The organism is Faecalibacterium sp. OM04-11BH (assembly GCF_003482185.1).
GTDB classification, from domain to species: domain Bacteria; phylum Bacillota; class Clostridia; order Oscillospirales; family Ruminococcaceae; genus Faecalibacterium; species Faecalibacterium tardum.
This window is the reverse complement of record NZ_QULS01000015.1, coordinates 1-23,108: the sequence shown is the minus strand read 5'-3', so window position 1 is coordinate 23,108 and position 23,108 is coordinate 1. Positions and strand designations below refer to the sequence as shown.

20 protein-coding genes and 1 pseudogene are annotated in these 23,108 nt (G+C 52.9%); 11 read left to right on the top strand and 10 right to left on the bottom strand.

All coding sequences use genetic code 11. The features are described 5' to 3' along the window. Positions 1 to 54 precede the first annotated feature (54 nt). Entirely contained in the window at positions 55 to 3,138 is a 3,084-nt protein-coding gene (locus DXB44_RS11890) for a glycoside hydrolase family 2 TIM barrel-domain containing protein (RefSeq protein ID WP_118658848.1), read from the top strand. Positions 3,139 to 3,694: 556 nt separating this feature from the next. Here the strand turns inward: DXB44_RS11890 and gnpA are convergent. The 5 genes from gnpA to DXB44_RS11865 all read right to left on the bottom strand — a co-directional run bounded on the left by gnpA (position 3,695) and on the right by DXB44_RS11865 (position 9,341). Then, entirely contained in the window at positions 3,695 to 5,854 is a 2,160-nt protein-coding gene (gene gnpA, locus DXB44_RS11885; RefSeq protein ID WP_113992155.1) for a 1,3-beta-galactosyl-N-acetylhexosamine phosphorylase, read from the bottom strand. A 29-nt stretch (positions 5,855 to 5,883) separates the two neighbouring features. Beyond that, positions 5,884 to 6,075, bottom strand: a complete 192-nt coding sequence (locus DXB44_RS11880) for a hypothetical protein (RefSeq protein ID WP_097793535.1) — start codon at positions 6,073 to 6,075, stop codon at positions 5,884 to 5,886. An 11-nt stretch (positions 6,076 to 6,086) separates the two neighbouring features. Then, on the bottom strand, positions 6,087 to 6,983 hold the full coding sequence (locus tag DXB44_RS11875) for a carbohydrate ABC transporter permease (RefSeq protein WP_005946252.1): 897 nt from the start codon (positions 6,981 to 6,983) through the stop codon (positions 6,087 to 6,089). 12 nt (positions 6,984 to 6,995) lie between these two features. Next, positions 6,996 to 7,880, bottom strand: a complete 885-nt coding sequence (locus DXB44_RS11870; protein WP_005926926.1) for a sugar ABC transporter permease — start codon at positions 7,878 to 7,880, stop codon at positions 6,996 to 6,998. 87 nt (positions 7,881 to 7,967) lie between these two features. Beyond that, the gene (locus DXB44_RS11865; RefSeq protein ID WP_005926929.1) at positions 7,968 to 9,341 is read right to left on the bottom strand and encodes a carbohydrate ABC transporter substrate-binding protein; all 1,374 of its coding nucleotides are present in this window, start codon (positions 9,339 to 9,341) and stop codon (positions 7,968 to 7,970) included. Between the two features lie 415 nt (positions 9,342 to 9,756). Here DXB44_RS11865 and DXB44_RS11860 point away from each other — a divergent pair, with 415 nt between their 5' ends. Both DXB44_RS11860 and DXB44_RS11855 read left to right on the top strand, forming a co-directional pair. Beyond that, entirely contained in the window at positions 9,757 to 10,623 is an 867-nt protein-coding gene (locus DXB44_RS11860) for an AraC family transcriptional regulator (protein ID WP_118658847.1), read from the top strand. Between the two features lie 19 nt (positions 10,624 to 10,642). Continuing rightward, positions 10,643 to 11,752 (top strand): aminoglycoside phosphotransferase family protein, encoded by a 1,110-nt coding sequence (locus tag DXB44_RS11855; protein ID WP_199680611.1) that lies wholly within the window; start codon positions 10,643 to 10,645, stop codon positions 11,750 to 11,752. Positions 11,753 to 11,894: 142 nt separating this feature from the next. Here the strand turns inward: DXB44_RS11855 and DXB44_RS11850 are convergent, their stop codons facing one another. The 5 genes from DXB44_RS11850 to DXB44_RS11830 form a co-directional block, all read right to left on the bottom strand. Next, positions 11,895 to 12,605, bottom strand: coding sequence for a response regulator transcription factor (locus DXB44_RS11850; RefSeq protein ID WP_005926942.1), 711 nt, complete (start codon positions 12,603 to 12,605; stop codon positions 11,895 to 11,897). Continuing rightward, on the bottom strand, positions 12,598 to 14,571 hold the full coding sequence (locus DXB44_RS11845) for a DUF4118 domain-containing protein (protein ID WP_118658845.1): 1,974 nt from the start codon (positions 14,569 to 14,571) through the stop codon (positions 12,598 to 12,600). Before DXB44_RS11845 ends, DXB44_RS11850 begins: the two co-directional genes overlap by 8 nt. Positions 14,572 to 14,760: 189 nt before the next feature. Beyond that, positions 14,761 to 15,408, bottom strand: coding sequence for a TrkA family potassium uptake protein (locus DXB44_RS11840; RefSeq protein ID WP_097779996.1), 648 nt, complete (start codon positions 15,406 to 15,408; stop codon positions 14,761 to 14,763). Positions 15,409 to 15,419: 11 nt separating this feature from the next. Then, a complete protein-coding gene (locus DXB44_RS11835; RefSeq protein ID WP_118658844.1) occupies positions 15,420 to 16,757 on the bottom strand; it encodes a potassium transporter TrkG in 1,338 nt (445 codons plus the stop codon). 167 nt (positions 16,758 to 16,924) lie between these two features. After that, positions 16,925 to 17,176 (bottom strand): DUF6061 family protein, encoded by a 252-nt coding sequence (locus DXB44_RS11830; protein ID WP_118658881.1) that lies wholly within the window; start codon positions 17,174 to 17,176, stop codon positions 16,925 to 16,927. A 588-nt stretch (positions 17,177 to 17,764) separates the two neighbouring features. On the opposite strand from DXB44_RS11830, the gene DXB44_RS11820 reads away from it, so the two are divergent. The 8 genes and pseudogenes from DXB44_RS11820 to DXB44_RS11790 form a co-directional block, all read left to right on the top strand. Then, positions 17,765 to 18,634, top strand: coding sequence for a DUF6017 domain-containing protein (locus DXB44_RS11820; RefSeq protein ID WP_118658843.1), 870 nt, complete (start codon positions 17,765 to 17,767; stop codon positions 18,632 to 18,634). Then, positions 18,634 to 19,467: an AAA family ATPase gene (locus DXB44_RS11815; RefSeq protein ID WP_097773643.1), complete on the top strand. Its 834-nt coding sequence runs from the start codon at positions 18,634 to 18,636 to the stop codon at positions 19,465 to 19,467. Before DXB44_RS11820 ends, DXB44_RS11815 begins: the two co-directional genes overlap by 1 nt. After that, on the top strand, positions 19,424 to 20,458 hold the full coding sequence (locus DXB44_RS11810; protein ID WP_015565005.1) for a ParB/RepB/Spo0J family partition protein: 1,035 nt from the start codon (positions 19,424 to 19,426) through the stop codon (positions 20,456 to 20,458). Before DXB44_RS11815 ends, DXB44_RS11810 begins: the two co-directional genes overlap by 44 nt. 65 nt (positions 20,459 to 20,523) lie before the next feature. Then, the gene (locus tag DXB44_RS11805; protein WP_015565006.1) at positions 20,524 to 20,949 is read left to right on the top strand and encodes a hypothetical protein; all 426 of its coding nucleotides are present in this window, start codon (positions 20,524 to 20,526) and stop codon (positions 20,947 to 20,949) included. A gap of 8 nt (positions 20,950 to 20,957) precedes the next feature. Continuing rightward, the gene (locus DXB44_RS14810) at positions 20,958 to 21,257 is read left to right on the top strand and encodes a hypothetical protein (protein WP_243111143.1); all 300 of its coding nucleotides are present in this window, start codon (positions 20,958 to 20,960) and stop codon (positions 21,255 to 21,257) included. Further along, positions 21,151 to 21,516 (top strand): PcfB family protein, encoded by a 366-nt coding sequence (locus tag DXB44_RS11800; protein WP_243111142.1) that lies wholly within the window; start codon positions 21,151 to 21,153, stop codon positions 21,514 to 21,516. The genes DXB44_RS14810 and DXB44_RS11800 overlap by 107 nt, the downstream gene beginning before the upstream one ends. Continuing rightward, positions 21,513 to 22,466 (top strand): annotated as a pseudogene (locus DXB44_RS11795) (type IV secretory system conjugative DNA transfer family protein); the annotation flags it as partial. The gene DXB44_RS11800 and the pseudogene DXB44_RS11795, both read left to right, overlap by 4 nt. 90 nt (positions 22,467 to 22,556) lie before the next feature. Further along, the coding region (locus DXB44_RS11790) for a recombinase family protein (RefSeq protein WP_158581893.1) at positions 22,557 to 23,108 on the top strand (552 nt) is incomplete at its 3' end.

Here is a 23,108-nt window from a genome sequence, read left to right as displayed (position 1 = left end):
CCGGGGAGGCTGGAGAAATATTATAAAATTATAAAAGGTAAATGAGGAAATACTATGACTGCATTTGATTTTGCAAAAGTAAAAGACCCCACCTTTTTCAAGGAAAACGTGCTGAATGCTCATGCAAGTTTCCGTACTTACGCTTCCCGCGAAGAATATCGGACAGGCTCCTCTTCTTTGGCGATGAAGCTGGACGGTATCTGGAAATTCGCCTACGCAAAGAACTACACCAGTGCCATCCCCGGCTTTGAAAAGACAGATTACGATTGCAGCGGCTGGGATGACATTCATGTTCCGGCACACATCCAGATGGAGGGCTACGACATTCCCCAGTACGCGAATGTTCAGTATCCGTGGGATGGCCGTGAAGAAGTACAGCCGGGTGAGATCCCGCAGCGGTTCAATCCGGTGGCAAGCTATGTAAGATACTTCGAGCTGCCGGAATCCATGCAGGGCAAGCCCGTCCACATCGAGTTCGAGGGTGTGGAAAGCGGCATGGCTCTTTGGCTGAACGGGTCTTATGTGGGTTACACCGAGGACAGCTTCTCCGCACACGCATTCGATCTGACTCCCTATCTCCAGCCGGGCGTGAACAAACTTGCCGTGCAGGTGTTCAAGTGGACTTCCTCCAGCTGGTGCGAAGATCAGGACTTCTTCCGCTTCTCCGGCATCTTCCGCAGCGTGTGGCTGTACGCCATCCCCACCGTGCATCTGGAAGATGTATCCGTCAAAACGCTGTTTGCCGGGGATGATTTTACTCATTCCACGCTGGAAGTTGCATTGCAGGTGGAGGGCAAGGGTGCAGCCCGTCTGACCCTGCGCCGCAGTGAGCTGGAAGTGTTCTCCGAAAAAATCGCACTGAACGGCGGCTCTGCGCTGTTCAGCCATGCGGTGGAGAACCCCCACCTGTGGAGTGCAGAGGACCCGGCTCTGTATGAACTGGAAATCGAGCTGCTGGACGATGCAGGCCATCTGGTAGAGGTGACCGGGCAGAAAGTCGGTTTCCGCAAGTTCGAGTTGAAGAACAATCGGATGCTGCTCAACGGCAAGCGCATCGTGTTCAAGGGTGCCAACCGTCATGAGTTCAGCTCCATTACGGGTCGTGCTGTGGGCGTACACACCCATGAGGAACTGCTTCGGGACATCATCACCATGAAGCAGAACAACATCAATGCCATCCGCACCAGCCATTACCAGAATCAGGATGCACTGTACGACCTGTGCGACGAATATGGTCTGTATCTGATCGCAGAGAACAATCTGGAATCCCATGGCACATGGGATATTCATCAGGCTGGCATTCGCGGCATCGAGGGCGTTTTGCCCAATGATAAGCCGGAGTGGAAAGCTGTCTTGTTTGACCGCATGAATTCCACTTACCAGCGTGACAAAAACCATCCTGCTGTTCTGATCTGGTCTCTGGGCAACGAATCGTTTGGTGGTGAGACCCTGCTCCAGATGGCAGAGATGGTTCGCCGCTTTGATGACACCCGTCTGGTGCATTACGAAGGTGTGGTCAATGATCCCCGCTTCCTCGAAACCACCGATATCGAGAGCCATATGTACAGCACTGTGAAGGACATTAAAGAGTATCTGGCACAGGGCGATAAGCGGCCTTATATCGAGTGCGAATACTCTCATGCTATGGGCAACTCCAACGGTGCTTTGCACAAGTACACGGAACTTGCCGACCAGAAGGACTGCGGCTATCAGGGCGGCTTCATCTGGGATTACATCGACCAGTCCATCTGGAAAAAAGACCGCTACGGCAAGTGGTTCCAAGCCTACGGCGGCGATTTCGGTGAGCGTCCTACCGACTATAATTTCAGCGGAAACGGCATTGCCTACGGTGGTGATCGTGCTCCTTCTCCCAAGATGCAGGAGGTCAAGTTCTGCTATCAGAACATCGCCGTTTCCATCGACAACTCTGGCTTTGAAGTCTGGAACAAGAACCTGTTCACCTCTACGGATGCTTTCGACTGCGTTGCACTGCTGCACCGTGATGGAAAGCTGTATCAGCAGCAGGAACTGACCAATATTGATGTTGCTCCCGAAGAGCGTTCCAGCTTCCCGCTGCCGTTTATGGTTCCTGCGCTCCCTGGTGAATATGCAGTGACCATCAGCTTCCGTTTGAAGGAGGACACCAGCTGGGCAAAGAAAGGTCATGAAGTCGCCTTTGGACAGGGTGTCATCGCTGCGGTCCGTTCCATTCCCAGCAAGAAGGTCACGCCGTTTACCGTTACGCACGGTACACACAACATCGGCGTCCGGGGTGAGAATTTCGATGTTTTGTTCTCCGATCTGAACGGCGGTCTGACTTCCTACCGCTATGCCGGCAAGGAGATGATTCAGGAGATTCCCCGTCCCAACTTCTGGCGCGCTCCCACCGACAACGACTGCGGCAACAACATGGGCGGCGTTCGCGGTCAGTGGAAGCTGGCAAGTCTGTACGCTACCGCCAAGGGCATCGGCAAGGAGATCCCGTCTGTTCATGGCGGCACCATCCTCCAGAACCCCACCTGCGAGGTGGAAGCCGACAGCGTGGTCGTGACCTATCTCTATAACCTCCAGACCAGCCCCGCAGCAGAGTGCAGCCTGCAGTACCGTGTGTTCGGTGATGGCCGCATCCAGACCACCCTGCACTATGACCCGGTGGAAGGACTTGCAGCAATGCCGGAGTTCGGTGTGCTGTTCAAGATCGACGCCGATTACGACACGGTGGAGTGGTACGGAAACGGCCCTGCGGAGACCTACTGGGATCGTCAGCATGGTGCAAAGCTGGGCATTTACCAGAACAAGGTCGCAGACAACATGGCGCAGTACCTTGTGCCGCAGGAGTGCGGTGCAAAGACCGCTGTGCGCTGGGCAAAGGTAGTGGACCGCAAGGGTCGCGGGCTGCTGTTTACCGCAGATGCCGCAAAGCCCATGTTCTTCTCTGCGCTGCCCTACACTCCCCATGAAATGGAGAGTGCCAAGCATCCCTACGAGCTGCCCCCGGTCCATTACACGGTGATTCGTGCCATCGGCGAGCAGATGGGCGTCGGCGGCGATGACAGCTGGGGTGCCAATGTCCACCCGGAGTATATTCCTGATGTGACTAAGCCTGTGGAGTTCACCTTTACGTTCCGTGGCATCTGACCCTCGTTATTAAGACACCTTCGCGTTGAGATAAGGACATCCCTGCATGAGATTCCTATCAAAAGCGAGGGTGTCTTTTTTGGTATCACAAAATCTCAATTCCTGACACCACTATTTATAAGTAGTGCTTCACTCTATATAAGTAGCGTTGCTATGTCAAAATAACCGTATTCCGCTTTTGTTTAGAGCATTTCTTTGAATGGTTCTTCAAACTTTCTTTAACGTATTGAAGTATACAAATTTTTAGGATATAATCAGCACATTCCCCAAAAGCTATATAGAATTACACAAAAATTTGATAGGAGGCGTACACACATACGTTGTTTCAGTTCAAGGTTTTTATTAGCAAAACCTGCAGGCTGCAAAGTCGCTGGTTGTGCTCATCCGCACCCCTTTGCACAGGTTCATCGGCTGATGATACATCGCCTACAACGGCAAGTGCAGAAAAGACGCACTTCCGATGAAATTCTGATATTCGCAGGTATTCCTCCCATATACACAAGGGGCAGCTCTGGTAACAGAGCTGCCCCTTGTGTTCGTTTATGAAAAGGAGAACTTAGATCTCATACCACTTGATCTCGTTGGCATCCAAATGCAGAGCAAAGCTGCTGCCGTCTGTGGTGTAAACGGTGGTGTCCTGCGGCTCGTAGGTGTTGTTCACCACGCAGTACTTGCCGTTTTTGACGTAGGCGTGCACCTCCACGTTGTAGTTGGAGCTGAACCATGTATGCAGCTCTTCCTCACTGTGGGCGCTCCACAGGATAGCGCGGTAAAGGGTGCGGCTGTTGGCAAAACTGTAAGGCACACCGCTGATGTACACGGCACGACCCTTGCCGAAGTCGTGGGCGGCCATCTGCACTTCTTTGTTTCGCTGCACCAGCACCTCGGTGCCCTCGAGGGCGTAGATGTTCTTTTTGCCTTCGCCAAAGTCCACGGGTTGGTCGGCGTCCTGCAGGATAAAGTGGTCGGGGTGCTCCTCCCAGTTGTATTTGTCGTAGTTCAGGGTGAAGCCGTTTTCTTCCTCCACGCCCAGCACGCTGGCAAGCTGGAGAATGTGGCCCTGATACGGGTGACCGGAAGGCTCACCCACGCCGATAAAGCCGCCGCCGTTCCAGACGAACTTGCGGATAGCGGAGGAGATCTCCGGGTCTTCCCACCAGATGCCGCCGGTGTGTGCGGTGTCGGCATCGCCGACATTGATAATGACATCCAACGAATCCAGCAGATGCGGGTCGTTCTTGATATCCTCAAAGCTGATAAACTTCACATCAAAGGGCGCACCGGACAGCATCTCAATGACACCGGCATAGCTATAGTTCTGCTTGTAATAGAGGGCGTGATGCACCATGTGACAGCCCCAAGCCCGCATTTTACCCCAACAGTTCAGCACGGCCACTCGCTTGACACAGTAGGGTGTGGTGCCCTTGATGTTCTCGTACAGTTCGCGGAACTCGTTGCAGACGCTCTCCACGTAGTCCACGAACTCCGGGAACTGCAAGGCCAGTTTCAGATAGCCGCCATAGCCGATGCGGTCGATGGGCTTGCGCAGGATAGCGCGGCGGGCTGTAACCCAGTTCTCCTTGGCTTCCCGCACCGGGTCGCCGCCCTCGTGGAAGGTGTCGGGGAAGAAGTACGGCAGGAAACGGCCCTCGGTGTACTTCACGCCCTCAATGTCAGAGATCAGGCGCAGGGTGGAGCCGTTGCCCACGCTGCCTACTACAGCATCCAGTCCGATGGTCTTGAACTCCGGCATGAAAGGTTCGGTGCCGATCCAGTGATCGCCGAGGAACATCATGGCTTCGCACCCGCACGCGTGGGTGATGTCCACCATCTCCTTGGCAAGCTTTGCCACCTCGCGGCGCTGGAATGCCTGAAAATCCCGGAATTCCTTGCTGGGCACCCGGTACTGGTTGTTATAGTAGCCCTGATCGATGATGTACTCCGGGCGGAACTTGTAGCCCACCTCCTGCTCAAACTGGTTGAGGATATAAGGGCTGACCGAGGCAGAGTAGCCGTACCAGTCCACGAATTTCTCCCGCTTCAGCTCGTCGAAGATCAGGGTGAACTGGTGGAAGAAGGTGGTGTAGCGGATGACGTTAACATAGGGGTGCTCTGCAATGAACTTGCGCAGGCGCTCCATGGAATACTTGTGGGTCTTGGGCTGACGCACGTCAAAGGTGATCTGGTGCTCAAAATTCGTCCAGCCGTTGGTGGTAGCGTTGTACATATGCACCGGGTCCCAGATGAGGTAAGCCAGAAAACTGACGGTATACTCATGGAACGGTACGGCCTGTACGGTCACACTGCCGTCGGCGTAGCTCCACTGCTCCGGCGGCACGGGCTGACCGGTGGTTCGATCCATGACCTCCCACCAGCGGGTGATGTCGTCGTTGGTGTTCACCTGCATCAGCTCCGGGCTGATGCCCTTCATCAGCGGGATGGTCACGGTGTCGCCGGGTGCGGTGTAGAAGCCGGTCATGATGTAGCACTGCTGCACCTCGTCCGGGTTTGCTTTTGCCCATGCGTTATCCTTGCGGGTGGTATAGTAGGTGGAGTAGATCTTGGCGTCCGCATCCTTGAGCTGTTGCGGAAAGTCGGTGCCATCGCAGTCGCGGATGGCATCAGCACCCCACTTTTTTAAGATCTCCAGCGTTTCGGGCACAACGTCCAAGTCTGTTGGAATGGTCACGCGCCCGGACTTTCTTGTTTCATCCATAGGGATTCTCCTTTACCTCTCTCTTATCCTCAATCCTGATAGGTCGCATTGTAGATGGCCAGCACTGCCAGCAGCAGCGCTACGCCCACCAGCATGATGCCAAGCCCTGCCAGCTGTCCGGTCATTTTCCAGCCGGACACCACCAGCACCAGTGCCAGTACGAACAGCACCAGCATCAGGATCATGCGCAGGGCGGGATGGTTTTTCCAATATGCTTTCATCGTCTGTCACCTTAACCTTTCAGGCCGCCCACGGTCATGCCCTGCGTCAGCTGCCGCTGCACGCAGATGTACAAGATCAGGGTGGGCAGCATTACCAGCACAAGGCCTGCGTACATGGTGCCGTACTGGGCGGCGCTCTGCTGCGCCTGCATCAGGTTCAAAAGACCTACCGGCAGGGTGCGGGGTGCCTTGGTGGAGCTCATCAGGGTCATGGAGATGATATACTCGTTCCAGAAGGACAGGAAGTTGAACAGGATAATGGTGATGATGGAGGGCTTTGCCATGGGGAAGATGATGCGGGTCATGGTGGAAAAGTAGCTTGCACCGTCGATGTAGGCGGCCTCCTCAAAATCGTGGGGCAGGGTGGCAAAGTAGCCCGACAGCAGGTAGATGGTAAAGGGCAGCGCGGTGGCGGCGTATACCACCGCCAGCACCACCAGATTGTTCAGCAGAAAGCCGCTGCCAAAATGGCTTTTCAGCCACACATCGCCGTCCCGCAGCATCAGGAAGATGGGCACCACGATGTAGTTCACGTTGATGAACAAGCCCGCCATGAACAGGGTGTTCAGCACCTTGCACCCCTTGAAGTGAAAGCGGGACAGGCAGTAGGCGGCGGGCAGGGCAACGACCAGCAGCAGCGCCAGCGCCAGCGCGGTGACGATGACCGAGTTGAGCATATATTCGCCCATTTTCGCGCCGTTCCATGCGTTGACAAAGTTCTGCCAGTAGAACCCGGCGGGCAGTGCCCACGGGTTGCCGTAGAACTCTGCATTCTGCTTGATGGAGGCCATGAACACCCATGCCACCGGCACGATGATGGTAACGGCCAGCAGAACCAGCACAAAATAGATGAAAAACTTGTACAGACCTTCCGCAGAGCGGGAAGATTTTTCGGTGGTATTCTGCATCTTCTTCCCTCCTTAAAATTCCAGCGTATCGCGGTTGGTGACCTTGTTGACACAGGCGGACAGGGCAAACGAGAACAGGAAGATGACCACGCCGATGGCCATACTGTAACCATACAGGCCAGCGTCTTTCTGGCTGTACATATAGCTCAGCGCCACATCCGATGCGCCGTTGGGCCCGCCGCTGGTCATGGCCTTGACGAAGAGGAAGGCCATGTTGATGGTGGAGATGATAAAGAAGGTGAGGGTGGTGCGGATATTCGTCCAGATGAGGGGGATGGTGATCTGGAAGAACTGGGTCAGCCGCCCGGCACCGTCCAGATTGGCGCTCTCGTACAGGCTGATGGGCACGGCAGACATGGAGGCCATGTACATGACCATGTAGTAGCCGATGGCCTGCCACACCATGGCAATGATGATGGAGGGGATGACCAGTTTTTCGCCCTTCCACAGGATGGGGTCGCTCATGTTGCGGAACAGGCCGATGATGCTGTTCAGCATGCCGTTTTCCGGCTTATAGATGGCAGAGAAGATGCCGGAGATGACGACCACCGACAGGATGTTGGGGATGTAGAAGATGATGCGGAAAAAGTTCTGGCCTTTGATCTTCTCCCGGGTGAGGATGGCGGCAAATACCAGTGCAAAGGCGAAGGTGATCAGGGTGACCGTTACCACCAGCAGGATCATATTCTGCATGGAGCGGATGAACTGGGCGTCCCGCAGCAGATGCTGGAAGTTTTTAAGCCCCACAAAGGTCTCGTTGGGAGAATAGGCACCCCGCTCATACAAACTCATGCGGAACACGTTGAGGGTGGGCAGGATCATAAAGAGGAAAAACAGGATGGTAGCCGGTGCCACACAGAGGAATACGAACCGTTTGCGGCTTTTATCCGTTCTCATAGGGGATTGACCGCTCCTTTCTTGATGGTACTGTACAGCCCAAAAAAGCGGAGGCGGTAAAAACCGCCCCCGCTGGGCAGGGCTTAATTACTCGATGATGTTGGCGCGCATCTGGTCGCTGGCGGACTTGATGCCGTCGATCCACTGCTGCTCGGTCATGCTGCCGGACACCAGAGAGTTGACAGGGTCGAAGAACACGGTGCGCACTTCCACGCCGGGGATGGCGCTGAAGGCTGCAAAGTTGCCCATGGCGGCCTTTGCGCCGTTGTCGTAGATGGAGTAGAACATCTTGTTGTCGCCTTCCAGACTGTCGGCGATGCCCAGCACAGGCTGGATAGCGCCGCTCTCGGCAAACAGCTTGCAGGCTTCGTCGCTGTACAGGTAAGCCACGAACTGCTTGGCGGCATCCTGATGCTCGGCACCGGCGGGGATCCATGCCTGCTCGAACCAGGTGTAGCTGTAACCATCGCCGCCGGCCTTGACAGCGGGCAGGGCGGTCATGCCCCACTCAAAGCCGTCTGCACGGGGAGCCTCGGCCATCTCGCCCACGATCCAGGTGCCGTTGGGCATGAACAGGGCCTTGTTGTCCAGCACCAGCTGCTGGTTCTGGGTAAAGTCCTGATCGTTGGCCTGTGCGGGGGTGATGGGGTTGGTGTAGGAAGCCAGCTTTGCCACGATATCAAAGCAGGTCTTTGCCTCGGGGGTGTCCCAGATGCCCTCGGTGTAGTGGGTGGCCTTATTGAAGAACTCCGGGCCGCCGGCAGCGTACATCAGCGCATAGAAGAAGGCGTCGAAGTAGCCGGTGGTGGGGTAGGTGAACAGGTAGGTGCCCTCAGCGGCAGCCTTGTCGCCCAGTGCCCACATCTCGTCCCAGGTCTTGGGCACGTCCCAGCCCTTTTCCTTCAGGAAACCGGCGTTGTAGAACAGGCCGCAGGGGCTGTAGAACATGGGAGCCAGATAGGTTTTGCCGTCGCCGTAGGGGTTGGTCAGGGAGGTGTCGGTAAAGCCGCCAGCGATCTTCTCGCTCACCTTCTTGCTCTCGCCGGGCACGGTCATGCTCAGCACATCGGTGATGTCGGCGATCAGGTTGCCCTTAATGAACTGCTCGGTCAGGGCAGCTTCACGGCCGGTGGCCAGATGGACCACGTCGGGGTAGTCGCCGCCCTGCATGGAGGGACCGATGACGTCCTCCAGCTTTTTGTCGGTGGTCAGATCCACCTTGATGCCGGTCTGGGCGGTAAAGGCCTCGGCGACCTTCTTCCACATATCAGCGCCGTAGCCGGTCTCGATGGCGGCTACCTTGATGGTAACGTCTGCAGCCGCCGCTGCGGAAGAAGCGGCGGTGGAGGATGCCACGCTGGATGCGGTGGAGCTGGAAGAGCCGCCGCAGGCAGCCAGACCCAGTGCAGCGGCGCCAACGCCGGCCGCCTTCAGGAAATTACGACGAGAAATACGATTCATACTGTGTTGCCTCCATCATTTTGTTCCGTTCAAACACAGCCGGGCAAACAGGCTTTGCCCGAAGGACTGTGTGTTTTTCTGCCTCCAATATAAATTCTTTCGCTTCCTTGCTCAAGAGGTTTGTTGTTTCATTTTTTATAGATATTGCTTTCTGAAAAATTCTTTCAGCAAAAGTGCTAAAAATCTTTTAAAAGTTTCAGCATAATCCCCAGCCTGTAACTATTTTGACATATTCCGAAGAGACTTGAGAAACAAAAATATAAAAATCAGCCTAAAATCAGGGCTTGCATTTTTTCTTCATTGCCTCTATAATAAGAAAAAACGTACGAAGCAACGCATCGTTTTTAGGCTCGTATTTTCAGTATCTTGCTTTTATTTTTATGTTTTATGTTTTTTGCCTCAAAAGGAGCCATTTATGAGTACCGAGCGATTTGATATCCGCCATGCTCCCGCTCCACGGGAATCCTTCCGGCTGCTGTACATCAGCAAAAGCAAATTTGGCGGCGATTGGAACAGCACTGCCCACACCCACTCCTGCACGGAGCTGTTCTACTGCCTCAGCGGCGAGGGACAGTTCTACCTTGCCGGGCAGCTGTTCCCGGTAAAGCCGGACGATATGGTCATTGTGAACCCGCAGGTGGAGCATACCGAGCTTAGCCTGAACGCCTCGCCCTTGGAGTATATCGTGCTGGGCGTTGCCAGCATGGAGTTTTTGTTCAGCAAGGCGGATACGAACTACGCCATCTTCAATTGCCGGGAGAACCGGGAGCGGATGGTCACGTTGCTGCACATGCTGCTGGCCGAAGCAGACCGCAGTCTGGACGGCTGCGAAACGGTCTGTCAGGATCTGCTGGAGGTACTGCTGATCTGGCTGGTGCGCTGCACCACCATTTCGCTGCAGCTGGAGGAGGCTGCCCCGACCGAGAACCGGGAGTGCGCCGAGATCAAGCGGTATCTGGACACCAACTACCGCGAGGATATCTCGCTGGACCTGCTGGCAGAGCTTGCCCACCTGAACAAATACTATCTGGCCCACACCTTCCAGCGGGAGTACGGCATTTCCCCCATTACTTACCTGAACCGCCGCCGCATTGAGGAGAGCAAGCATATGCTGGGCAACACCGGTTACAGTCTGGCGCAGATCAGCGAGTTGATGGGCTTTTCCTCTCCCAGCTATTTTTCCCAATGCTTCCGCAAGGCGGAAGGCTTGACCCCCAACGAATACCGCCGTCAGGTGCGGCAGGGACAACGCCCTGCCCCGTCAAAACGGCATGAAGTATAACGAAAACGAGGAATTTATGATGAAATCCGTTACCCTTTCTCTGCTCCAGTCTGCTGCAAATGCCTTTGATTTTGGCGGGCCTGTGCTCTGCGATGCTCACCACTATGGTGAGGGGCATATCAACGACACCTTTGTGGTCTGGCGGGAAGATCATTCCAAACGCTTTATTTTGCAGCGCATCAACACAGATACCTTTACTAACCCGGTGGGCCTGATGGAGAATGTCTGCGGCGTGACCCGGCATTTGCGGGCGAAAATTCTTGCCGAGGGCGGCGACCCAGCACGGGAAACGCTGAATGTCATCCCAACTTTGTCGGGGTCGACTTGCTATCTGGATGCAGACGGCGGCGCATGGCGTGCCTACGACTTTGTAGAAGATACCATCTGTTTGCAGCAGGTCGGCAGCGAAACCGACTTCCGCACCGTGGCCGAGACACTGGGCAAATTCCAGAACCAGCTGGAGGATTACCCGGCCTCCACCCTCCACGAAACCATCGCCCGCTTCCACGACACGCCCAACCGCTATGCCAATTTTGAAAAAGCCCTCGCCGCCGATGCACTGGGCCGGGCAAAAAATATCACGCCGGAAATCGAATTTATCCATGCGAGGGAGCAGGACTGCCATGTCCTGCTGGATCAGCTGGCAGCTGGCGAAATTCCTCTGCGCGTCACCCACAATGACACCAAGATCAACAATGTCCTCATCGATGCCGCTACCGGAAAAGGCATCTGTGTCATTGACCTCGATACCGTGATGCCGGGACTTTCGGCCTACGACTTCGGCGATTCCATCCGCACCGGTGCCAACGACTGCGCTGAGGACGAACCTGACCAGAGCAAAGTCCATTTTGACCTGCATCTGTACGAAGTGTTCGCCAAAGGGTATCTCTCCACTGCCGGGGCATCCATGAGCATGGCAGAAAAAAAGAGCCTTGCATGGGGTGCAAGGCTCATGACGCTGGAATGCGGCATCCGTTTTCTGACTGACTATCTGGAGGGCGACCATTATTTCCATATTGCTCGCCCGAATCACAACCTCGACCGCGCCCGCACCCAGTTCACACTGGTGCGGCAGATGGAAGAGGTTTTCGATCAGATGCTGGAAATCGTCTGCCCGGACAATCACTGATTTCGCAATCTCCTCCATTCGGATACAGCAAGAAGCATGGACGCTCTCCTTTTCGGGGGCGTCCATGCTTCTTTTTACAGCTTATCGCTATCGTCTGTGGCTTTTTGCAGGGTGCGTCCGGGTGGATGCACCCTGTTTTTTACTATGCTTCATCGTTTTCTGCGCGCAGCATCCGGTATCCGACACCAACATGGGTCTGAATCAGATGCGGCGCATCCGGGTATCGTTCCAATTTTTTGCGCAGGGATGCCATATAAACACGCAAGGAGGCAATGTCATTTTCCTGCGTACTGCCCCATACTTTTTGCGTGAGGGAGGTATGCGTCAGCACTTTGCCCACATTATGCGCCAGCACACACAGCAGCTTGTACTCGATGGGGGTCAAATGCAATTCATTCTCGCTCAGCCAGACGCAGCCTGCCGAGAAGTCGATCTTCAAAGGACCATTGACAAAAACCGGACTGTTTATGCCGTCAGAAGCCAGCAGATTCAATCGGCGCTGCGTTACACGCAGTCTTGCCAGCAGCTCGTCCACGGAAAACGGCTTTGTCAGATAATCGTCTGCGCCGTTGTCCAGTGCCTCGATCTTATCAGAATCTTCGCTCCGGGCACTCAGGACGATGATGGGCAGGTTCGACCATGTGCGGACGCTGCGGATGACCTCGATGCCGTCTATATCGGGCAACCCAAGATCCAGCAGCATGATGTCCGGATTGTGGCTGGTAGTCATCATGATCGCCGTTTCCCCATTGGAAGCAGTCAGATATTTATAGCCGTGGGTTTTCAGGGTCGTTGTGATCAGACACCGTACAGGAACATCATCCTCTACGACCAGAATGGACGGCTTATTCATGAATGTTCACCTCGCTTTGCGGCAATGCAAAGGAAAAGACACTGCCATTTGGAATGTTGTCACGCAGGGTCAATGTTCCGCCGTGAGCCGTCAGGATCGCACGGCAGAGGGGCAAGCCCAGTCCAAGGCTGCGGTGGCTGTCTGCGATGCGGCTCTGCCCGGTATAAAACATCTCGAACACCTGTGCTTTTGCGTGATCCGGAATGCCGGGACCGTTATCTGCAACTTCCACTACGACCTGATGGTCTTTCCGGTAAGCCGAAATCTGAATAACCGAGCCCACGGGGGTGTATTTGATGGCGTTATCCACCAGATTGACAACGACCTGCATGATCAGCCGTGCATCCACATTGACCAAGAGAATCTCGTCCCCATACTGTGTTGTGATGGTGTGTTCGCAGCTTTTCCGGTTGACATGATGCAGTGCTTCTTCGATCATTTCGTCCATCAGCTGCGGTGAGATCTGCAGATTCATCCGCCCATCCTCAATGCGGGTGATGGAAAGCAGATTTTCCACCAGACCGATCAGCCATTGCGCATCGTCAAAAATATCGGTGCAGATCTTGTTCCGGGTCTCTGTATCCAGCGTTTCTCCGTTGGAAAGCAGATTGCTGGCATTGCCGGAAATGGAGGTCAGCGGGGTGCGCAGGTCATGAGAGATCGTGCGCAGCAGGTTTGCCCGCAGCTCTTCATTCCTTGCCTGCAATGCAGCTTGCTCTTTTTCCAGCGCATTTCTGCGGTTTTCGATGGCCAGCGCACCTTCACCCAGAATGGAAAGCAGCACACTGTTTTCAAAGGCATCCAGCGGTTTTTCGGACAGATCGATCCCGATCACTCCAAACACGCCGCCTCCGGTCCGAAGCGCAAGATAAAGCCCCTTTGCATCCGGGTAGCTATCCGTGCCTGCGCCGGAACGCTTTTTGTTGGCAAACGTCCAGTTTGCTGCATCACGTTCTTCCGGTGCAGAAAAGATGTTACACGGCACTTCCCCATCAATCCCAAAAACCTGTTCTGACCCAAGATCTCCGTTTTGTTCCGGGTAAACGATCAGGCTCCGGTTCAGCAGCTTCATCAACTGGGACGCTGTCTGAGAGAGGATTTCTTCCTCGCTTTTTGCTCTCTGTAAAAGCTGATTTGTATCAAACAGTACCTTTGTCCGGAATGCTGCCTGCGCAGACATTTTTGCATGGTCTTTCAGCCGTGTTGTCAACGCACAGGTAATGATTGCAGAGGTCAGCATCAGGGCAAATGTGACCTGATAACCGGGGTCATACGCATGGAATGTCAGGCGCGGTTCCGTCAGAAAAAAATTGTACAGCGCAACACCGGCAACAGAGCCCAGCACACCGCAGGTGTAGCCGCTGGTACACAATGCGGTGAACAGCACCCCCAGCATATAGAGCATAATAATATTATAGCGTGCAAAGTCCAGTTGTAAGAAAAAGAAGCCGATGAGCGTGATGCAGCTCAGGATGCCTGCGGTGATCAGCAGATCACGGACAGACGGCAGAAGCGGACGGGTGAACAGCTTCCGTCCTGAACCGTAGCCGTTCTCTGCAGAAGCATCCGGGATGATATAAATATCCAGATTAGGCGCAGTCATCGTCAATTTTTCAGTCAGTGACGGTCCACTCCAGAAATGGCGGCGATGTACGCTGGAGCGCCCCAGTACGATTTTTGTAATGCCGGAGATGCGGGCAAACTCTGCGATCTGCTGCGGAATGTCATCCCCATAGATCGTAGAAATGTCGGCACCTGCCTGCTCTGCCATACGAATGTGCTGCTGCAAACGCCGACGATCTTCTTTTCCCATCTGATCCGAATCAGGAGTCCGGACATACAGAGCTGTAAAGGTCCCTCCGAACGCCTTTGCCATCGTTGCTGCCGTCCGCACGATTTTTGCATTGGAGGGAGAGGACGACAGACACGCCAGAATATGTTCAGTGGGTGGGTCGTTCTGATTCATAAAGATCACCTGCCTTGCCCACAGTATAGCACAATTTGATGGTCACGACCACCAGCCACGTCTTTTTCCTTCTTGTCGAAGGATCTCCTTCCGCATGTGATCCAGCGCATCTGCTGCTCGGAAACCACTCAACATGACTCCAAGAACCATCAGCAACAAAACGACATCCATACGATCCGTCCTATCTTTTCAGAGCCGGAAACACTTCTGGATCGATGCGTATTTTCCCAAAACCAGCATACTTTCATCCCGGCACAGCTGCGTATCCGGCGTGATGCTCATATCGAGCTTTCCGTCTTTTTTCAGTGCAAGAATGTTGATGTTATACTTTTTTCGGATATTGATTTCACCGATCGTGCGATCCATCCATTCCGGCGGAATAGTCACTTCCATGATGGCGTGGTCGTCCTGCAGCTCGATGTAATCCAGAATGTGTTCGGAGCTGTATCGGATCGCTGCCCACTTTGCCAGCTGCTTTTCCGGGTAGACCACTTCATCCGCACCGTTGCGCAGCAGGAACTTGGCTTGTACATCCCGCTCTGCACGCGAGACCACAAGCTTTGCCCCCAATTCTTTGAGCAGTGATGTTGTTTCCAGTGAGCTTTGGAAATTGCCGCCGATGGTTACGATACACACATCAAAATTGCCTACACCAAGGGAGCGCAGAAAGTATTCGCTGGTGCTGTCACCGATCTGTGCATTCGTCACATAGGAAAGCACGGCGTTCACACGGTCCTCATTGCTGTCGATCGCCATGACCTGATGACCCAGCTCATTCAGTTCCTGCGCAATATGGCGGCCAAAACGGCCAAGCCCGATCAAAAGAATTGATTTCATACCTGTCTCCTTTATCCGATTGCAATTTTCTCCTGCGGCAGACGAGAGTGGGCAGGGCTGCTGCCAAATGCCGCATAGATCAACGTCAATCCGCCAACACGTCCCAAAAACATCAGTGCGATCAGCACCCCCTGCGAAAGGATGCCCAACTGCGGCGTGATACCCAATGTCAGACCTACCGTTGCCACAGCCGAAGCAGTCTCATACAGACAGACCGACATCGGCAGCTGCTCTGCCGTAGCAATGACAAAGGCTCCGAGGAAGAACAGCGTCAAATACATCCCTGCAATCGTGGCAGCATTCTTGACCGCAGAACTATCTATGCGCCGCCCGAAAAATTCCGCATCTTCTCTGCGGCGGAAGGTCGCCCACATATTGGCCAGCAGAACGGCAAATGTTGTGGTTTTCATGCCGCCTGCCGTGGAGCCGGGCGAACCGCCCAACAGCATCAGAACCACCATCAATGCCTGTGAAGTGCTGCCCATCGCAGCAAGATCGGCGGTGTTAAAGCCGGCAGTACGGGGGGTAACGGATTGGAACATCGACAATAAAATGCGCTGCCGGGCAGAGCCTGCCGTGAACTCGAAGCAATAAAAGTACAGCGACGGCATTACCAGAAGAAACGCCGTTGTGACAAGGATCACCTTGCTCTGCATCCGATAGCGGTGAAAGTCAAGGCGGTATGTACAAATGTCCTCCCATGTCAGAAAGCCAAGGCCGCCAAAAACAATCAGGGCCGCGATCACTGTGGTAAGCAATGGGTCACCTGCATACCGTGTCAGCGAAACAAATTTTGCACCCTCTGTTCCCAGCAGGTCAAAGCCGGCATTGCAGAACGCCGAAATGGAATGAAACAGTGCATACCAGATCCCGCGTAAACCATAATCGGCGCAAAATGTCGGCAGCAGCAGTGCAGCACCGGCCAATTCAAACAGGGCGGTGATTCGCAGAATAAAGCCTGTCAGCCGCACGATGCCGCCCATCTGCGGGGCAGCGGTGGCTTCCTGCATCGTGCTGCGCTGCTTGAGGGAGATCTTTCGCCCGGAAAGCAGCGCAAAGGCAGCGCCTACCGTAATGACGCCCAATCCTCCGATCTGGATCAGAAGAAGGATCACACTCTGCCCGAATGCCGACCAGTAGCTGCCGGTATCCTGTACCACAAGGCCGGTCACGCAAAGGGCAGAGGTGGAAGTAAACAGCGCCTCATGGAACGGTGTAACGCACCGCTGCTGTGCAGCGATCGGGAGCATCAGAAGCAATGCGCCCACCAGATCAACTGCCGCAAAACCTGCAATAATGACCTGAAAAGAAGAAAAACGGTGCTGCCTGTAACGAGGATATTGAATCATAAAAGCTCCTTTACCTATCCGTGTGCATAAAGATTAGCATGGAATAGATAAAAGAGTCGTAAAGAAAATTGTAGAAGTATAAAGATTCCATTAAAATTGATCGGGCAACACCAAATAACAAATGCTGGACATCACCAGCTCAAAAAACGGTAATGTCCAGCATTCATTTAGATTTCTAGTCTATGGCTCCCGGCCACATTCTTCAAATATTCCTCCGGGTCACCGTTCAGAATCAAATCCGCATAGCCCAGTGGGTCATTGTAGATGAGATAGTCTAACTCCGACCTCTGCGCCATGGTCACATCCAACGCATCCTCGACCCCGGTACAGTCGATGGAGATCATTCTCCCATCCCGGAGCAGCAGTTCCACGCACCCGGTGTCCATATTGAAATGACGAGCTCTTGCATCGTACTTCACATTCATGTCCTCCTGAAATCATGTTGTAGCTTATATCGACCAATCTATGATTTCGGATTTCATCTTCCACGGACACCTGCATGGAACTTGTCGGGGCAAAGCTCCTCCATCTGCTAACGCAGACCGTTCCGTCGCTTAAAAGCCCCACTGGGGCTTTCATTGCTTCGTAAACGCTAATTTTCCGAAGAAAACAAATAATCCGAACCCATCTCCTATCGGAAAACAAGTTCGGATTATTTTTGTTTGGTCCGAGTGGCGAGAATCGAACTCACGGCCTCTTGAACCCCATTGTGCTTCTCTCAAAAACGCAATGGACACTCCGATACCACTTGTACGCAGTATCATCAAATTTCAAAATTATTTTATCATTCTGTTTCGTTAGATGTCAAGATGTTTCGTTTCTTTTGTGGTCAAATTGTGGTCAACCGACCCTGACAAATGACCATTCTCCCCTACTAAGTTACATGGCGCAATTCCGATTTTCAAAAATCGAGATTGCGCTTTTTTGTTTGCACGAATTATCTATAAGGAGGATTTGTCAACCATGTCAATGAAACATCGTCATTTTTTCATCCTTGACAGAACTGTATGACGCTCGACTACTTCTATGGACAGGCCGGAAAACTTTTTTCGTTCTATCGCATCCCCAAAGCACTGTTTCAGGAGCAGCGGTTTCAAAATCTGTCAACCGATGCCAAAACACTCTACGGCATCCTGCTTGACCGCATGAGCCTTTCTGTTAAAAATGAATGGTTCGACAAGCAAGGCCGGGTGTTCATCATTTTCACGATCGAGGATGTCAAGAGGGCTTTGTGTTGCGCAGACAACAAAGCGACCAAGCTACTCCGGGAACTTGAAAATTTTGGTTTAATTGAACGAAAACGCCGTGGACTGGGCAAACCGAGTTTGGTGTATGTGAAAAACTTTTCGTCAGACCTTTCAAATGAGCGTGTCCAGAATCGTGAAAATCACGAATCTGGAAGTCCTAAAAACGCTTGTCAAGACCCGCCCAAATCACGATGTAATAAGAATAAAAAGAGTAAGACAGAGCGGAATAATACGAATCCTATCCTTTCCGATGAATTGGAGAAAATGAAGAATCGTAAACTGCTCGAAGAATATTTTTCACGTTCTTTGGAGGTAGAACTTCTTCTCCGGCTTTACCCGGATGATGAAGATACCATCTATCAGATCGTAGATTTGCTGGTGGACACCTGTGACAGCAAGCGTAAACTCATAAGAATCGCTGGCGATGATAAGCCCGCCGAAGTTGTGCTCAGTCGGCTAAAAAAGTTGAATGCAGACCACATCCGCTTCGTACTGGACTGTCTGGCAGCGAACACTTCCCCGATACGGAATATGAAGCAGTACCTTCTGGCCGCACTATTCAATGCTCCAACCACAATACAGCTCTATTATCAAAACAAAGTCAACCATGATTTAGCAGCTCGGAGGTGATGAAAATTTCCAAAAAGGCAACAACGATAGCCGTTATCAACCAGAAAGGCGGCACGGGCAAAACCACCACCTGTGAAAATTTGGGCGTAGGGCTTGCAATGGAGGGCAAGAAAGTTCTGCTTGTGGACGCTGACCCACAGGGTTCGCTTACTGTCAGTATGGGCTGGCAAGACCCGGATGCACTGCCCACTACACTCTCCACTCTTATGCAGAAAGCCATGAACGACCAGTGTATTCCACCCGGCGAAGGGATTCTGCACCATGCGGAGGGCGTTGACCTTATCCCGGCCAACATCGAACTGGCCGGACTGGAAGTGGCTCTGGTGAATACCATGAGCCGGGAGAAAGTGATGAAACAGGTGTTGGAAAGCGCAAAACGCGAGTACGACTATATTCTGATTGACTGCACTCCCTCTCTCGGTATGCTGACGGTCAATGCGCTGGCAGCGGCAGATTCCGCACTGATTCCGGTGCAAGCACAATATCTTTCGGCAAAAGGGCTGGAGCAGTTGCTTCAAACCGTGCAGAAAGTAAGGCGGCAGATAAACCCGAAACTGAAAATTGAGGGCATCCTGCTCACCATGACGGACAGCCGCACCATCTATGGGCAGCAAATCAGCAATCTGATTCGGCAAGCCTACGGAAAGCATTTGAAAGTGTTCGACCAGACAATTCCCCGTTCTGTCCGCGCTGCCGAAACCAGCACGACCGGAAAAAGCATTTTCCAGTATGACCCGAAAGGCAAAGTGGCAGAAGCCTATCATTCCATCGCAAAGGGGGTGTTGGCCGATGCCGAAAAACGGCTTAAACGTCAGTTTGAACAGCTACGATGATATTTTTTCCACCGAAGAAACGCGGCAGGAAGAACAGCGCGAACAGGTACAGCAAATTCCCATTGATGAGTTGTATCCGTTCAAAGACCATCCCTTTAAGGTGCTTGATGATGAAGCTATGCAGCGCACAGTAGAAAGCATAAAGCAGTTGGGTGTCACAAATCCGCTGATTGCTCGTCCGCGCCCGGATGGTGGCTACGAAATCATTTCCGGCCATCGCCGCCAACACGCTGCACAGCTTGCTAGACTGAAAACCCTGCCGGTTATCGTCCGTGATATGTCGGACGATGCCGCCGTTCTGCTCATGGTTGATTCCAATCTTCAGCGCGAACAGATTTTGCCGAGTGAGCGGGCATTTGCCTATAAGATGAAACTGGATGCACTGAAAAGGCAAGGTGCTAGGTCAGATTTAACTTCATCCCAAGTTGGGATGAAGTTGCAAGCACTTGATATTGTTGGACAAGAAGCTGGTGATAGCCGCAACCAAGTACACCGTTTTATCCGCTTAACCAATCTTATCCCGGAACTGCTGGACATGGTAGACGAAAAGAAAATCTCATTTAACCCTGCGGTGGAACTCTCTTATCTTGATGAAAGCCAGCAGCGAGATTTTCTTGAAGCTATGGCTGACACGCAAAACGCCCCATCGCTTTCACAGGCGCAACGGCTCAAAAAGCTGGCGCAGGAAGGTCATTTCTCGTATGACGTTGCCTTTGCCGTGATGGGTGAACCGAAAAAGGACGAATTGGACAAAGTTGTTATCAAAAACGATACCCTGCGGAAATATTTTCCCGAAAGCTCTACTCCGAGAGAGATGGAAGAAAAAATCATTGGGCTTTTGGAAGAAAGTAAAACCGAAAAAGTTGTATTCAGGAGCGATTCTATCAAAAAATATTTTCCGAGCAACTATTCGTCAGAACAAATCGAAAATTCAATTCTCAAGATGCTCGACCAGCGCATGAAAAAGCGCAAGCATGAAGCTGAACGCTGACGATCAGATAAAACGCAAGACCCACTTTGGGTCTTTTTCTTTTGCAAACATGGAGGAAAAAGCCTATGAACAACACCGCTACTCGTATGATTCGTTCCGAGGAGATCACCATTGATATGCGCATCTGCACCATTCTGGCAGGTGGCAAGAAGCCCGGTGAAGTCTACTTTGCCGCCATTGCGCCGGATATGGAACTGACTGTTATTACTCTGGATGAAGCCCCTGACATTCTGCCCTGCTTCGATGAAAGCGATGCCAGCATCCATCTTCCCGACACTTCGCTGCTGCTCTGCTACAATCCGGCACAGGTTCTGAAGATGGCGGGCAAGCGTTACCTGACTGGCCCGGTCATTCTGGTACGCACCAACATGGACGGGAACTTCATTTCGCTTACCATTGATGACGTGTACCGTTTCCAGAAGTTTCTGGCGAGCCACAGCGTCACACTCATGGCAGACGATCAGAAGCTGCCCTGCATTTGCATCGTCTGAGGTGTGTTATGCTGAATTTTTTCATCGGTTTCGCATTTTTTGAGTTCGGCGCACTCTGCGGCTTCTTCGTGGCTGCGCTGATGCAGGCGGCAAGGGATGGTGGTGAAATTGCAGGAAGAAGTCGAACAGAAAACATTCAATATTGTAGTGTCTACTACAAAGCTGACAGCCCGAACGATTCTGAATGCCGGAAGAACTGCTATTCAGCAGTATCAGGCAAAGATGGCTGGTGGCAAGCAGAGCGTCCGAATGCTTCTGCGGCAAAATCGGGGTGTTTCCAGCGTGGAAATCGACAAAACCAATATTAAAGGCTTTGAGCGGTACGCAAAAAAGTATGGCATCGACTATGCCATCCGTAAGGACAGCTCCGAAGTGCCGCCCCGGTATCTGGTCTTTTTCAAAGCCCCGGATGTGGAAGCGTTCAATGCCGCTTTCAAAGAATATTCGGTATCCCTGCTGAGCAAAACCAAGCGTCCCTCTGTGCTGGCAAAGCTGCACAAACTGGTGCAGGCCGCAGCAGAACTTCCCGGCAAGGTGCGCCGCAAGGAACAGGAGCGTGGACTGTGACCACGAAAAAGCTGACAAAACTGCTTGCGCTGTATCTGCCGTATATCCTGCTGGGGCTGGTGGCAACGAACCTTGGTGAAGCGTGGCGGCTGGCCGAGGGCAAAGAGTTGGGCGAACACATCATGTCTATGATGGGAACTTTCCCGGTGGCATTTGCGAATCCTCTGCCCAGTCTGCATCCGCTGGATTTGCTTATTGGCTTTTCCTGCGGCACAGGGCTACGGCTTGCCGTATATTTGCGGAGCAAAAATGCAAAGAAGTACCGTCATGGCATGGAGTACGGCTCTGCCCGGTGGGGCAATGCGAAAGACATTGAACCATTCATGGCTCCCAAGTTTTCCGACAACATCATTTTAACCAAGACAGAGCGGTTAATGATGAGCAATCGTCCACCTGACCCCAAGAACGCCCGGAACAAAAACGTGCTGGTGGTCGGCGGCTCCGGCTCTGGCAAAACGAGATTTTGGCTGAAACCGAACCTCCTGCAATGCCATAGTTCCTATGTCGTAACCGATCCGAAAGGTACAATCGTGCTTGAATGTGGGCAGGCCATGCTGAAAAATGGTTATAAGGTAAAAGTTCTGAACACCATCAACTTCAAAAAGTCCATGCACTACAACCCGTTCAGCTACGTCCACAGCGAAAAAGACATTCTGAAATTGGTCACTACCCTTATGACCAACACCAAGGGCGAAGGCAGCGGCGGAGACCCATTCTGGGAAAAATCGGAACGTCTTTTGCTGACTGCGCTTATCGCCTATCTGCATTATGAAGCCCCGGTAGAGGAACAGAACTTTGCTACCCTGCTGGAAATGCTCAACACCATGCAGGTGATGGAGGACGATGAAGAATACCAGAACCCGGTTGATCTGCTCTTTGAGGATTTGGCAAAGACAAAACCGAACAGTTTTGCTGGGCGGCAGTACAAACTTTACAAGCTGGCTGCCGGTGATATATGCTCTAAGTGACTTCTTAATCATGATTTTGTCATGGTTAGTGAAGCAATCACTTAGAGCATTTTTGTTTCAGGAGGTACAGCTATGAGAAACGAAAAAATCACCCCACTGTACGAGCGCCTGAGCCGGGACGACGAGTTACAGGGTGAGAGCAACTCCATATCCAACCAAAAGCAGATGTTAGAGGATTTTGCTCGCCGGAATGGGCTGCCAAACCCTACGCACTTTACCGATGATGGTATCTCAGGCACCCGTTTTGACCGCCCCGGATTTTTGGCGATGATGGAGGAAGTGGAGGCAGGGCGTGTAGAGGCAATCGTCATCAAGGACATGAGCCGGTTAGGGCGCGACTATCTAAAGGTCGGTCAGGTCATGGAGGTTTTGCGGCAGCGCGGCGTCCGGTTAATTGCCATCAACGATGGCGTGGACAGTCTGAAAGGCGACGATGATTTTACGCCCTTCCGCAATATCATGAATGAGTTTTACGCCCGCGACACCAGCCGGAAAATCCGCTCTGTGTTTAAGTCAAAAGGCATGAGCGGTAAGCACCTGACAGGCACCGTGATTTACGGCTACTTATGGGACGAAAAACGGAAGCATTGGCTGGTAGATGAGGAAGCTGCCGAAGTGGTACGC